The organism is Bathymodiolus platifrons methanotrophic gill symbiont (assembly GCF_002189065.1).
In the GTDB taxonomy this organism is placed as follows: Bacteria; Pseudomonadota; Gammaproteobacteria; order Methylococcales; family Methylomonadaceae; genus Methyloprofundus.
On the sequence record NZ_BDMN01000526.1, the window covers coordinates 1 to 1,618 of the forward strand.

The following is a 1,618-nucleotide window of genomic DNA, read 5'->3' on the forward strand; positions in this document are numbered from 1 at the left end:
GGATTATGAATTTAAATTGCGCTGAGTAGTTACTTTAAAATAATTAAAAAGAGGATTCTTAAAAATGAAATCATTAATGACCTATCTGATTTTTTTCTTTATGTTCTTAGGGAATACGGCTAAGGCAAGTTTAACAGATGGCTTAGTTGCTTATTATAAATTTGAGAACGATGCATCTGATTCTAGTGGTAATGGGAATGATGGTACTGAGCATGGTGGTATAACTTATACAACTGGTGTACAGGGGCAGGCTGTTAAATTTGATGGGGTAGATGATTATATATATGTAAATCATGATGAATCTCTTAATGTATCTGGAGATTTTTCTATTTCCTTTTGGCTATATCGTGCTACGAATAATGGAATACAAGATATTCTTGTAAAAGGTAGGGATTGCCTAAATCACTATATGTTTAACGCAAGTGGTTCAAATGCAGGCAGTCGAGGACAAGCTTTTAATGTAGGTAATGGTTCTTGGTGGTGTGATGGCGTTTCAGCTTCTACTTCTTTCCCTATTAATGAGTGGCATCATGTGACTGGTATTATTGATAATACGAATGGTGTTATTAAGTATTACCTTGACGGAGAACTTGAATCAGAAAATTCAATATCACCATATACAACAACAAACTCTTATCCGTTGATAATGGGCCGACATTTCACTAGTTCTGATGGTCGATTGGGAATATATAAATACCAATTTAAGGGAATGCTTGATGAAGTTCGTATCTACGAACGGGCTTTATCTGAAGCTGAAATTCAGAAGCTTTACAATTCAAATATCAGTGTTTCCCCTTCCATATATGATTTTGGAGAAGTTAAAGTTGGAGATGGTCGTACAGTACATGTGGGCATTACAAATACAGGTGGGAAAACGCTGACTGTTAACGATTTATATTTTGAATACACTATATTAGGAGATTCATTTACCGCCGACTTTCCCTCTCTGCCTTTTGAGATAGATGCGAATTCATTAGTAGAAATTCCTGTTAATTATAGCCCAAGTTTTTTTTATGAAGCCGAGAGAAATAATATTATTATTGAGAGTGATGACAAAGATGAACCAGTTGTTAGTGTGTCCTTTGCTGGTGTAGGTGTTTCCGTAACAGGAGATACGCCAGAGGTTATTTCTTCTATTCAAGAATACATTGATGATGCAATTGAAGATGAAACACTTTTCTTTATTGGTAGAGATCATTATAAAGAATTTAACAATATGCTAACTGCAGCTGCTTCATCAAGCGACCCATGTGTAAACCTCCTAACGGCGTATAAGCGAATAGATGGTCATAAAAAACCACAAGATTGGGCTGAAGGTCCTGCTAAATATGGAGTTTCAATGGCAATTAAAAATATCATAGATGATGAATTAGAATGTGGATTTTCAAAAAACAGAGAAGAATCACTATCACTACTTCCACTACAAAGCTCTTCGTTGCCAGCAATGGAGAGATGACGCTATGGCTGCTAGTCCCCAGAAGGCGAAGGGAAATTTGCCAATCCGAAGTGCACTAGCAGCGCGCTCGGGAGGGTTCTGTCGCAAATAAACAAAATCACCCTATTACCTGTATAGTTTCACCACGTTATACCGGATTTAAAAAATGGTGGATTCAACTCT

1 protein-coding gene is annotated in these 1,618 nt (G+C 36.6%); it reads left to right on the forward strand.

Going from position 1 to position 1,618, the window contains the following annotated elements:
• The first annotated feature begins 64 nt into the window (after positions 1–64).
• On the forward strand, positions 65–1,456 hold the full coding sequence (locus CDZ78_RS20120) for a LamG-like jellyroll fold domain-containing protein (RefSeq protein WP_087871544.1): 1,392 nt from the start codon (positions 65–67) through the stop codon (positions 1,454–1,456).
• Positions 1,457–1,618 lie beyond the last annotated feature (162 nt).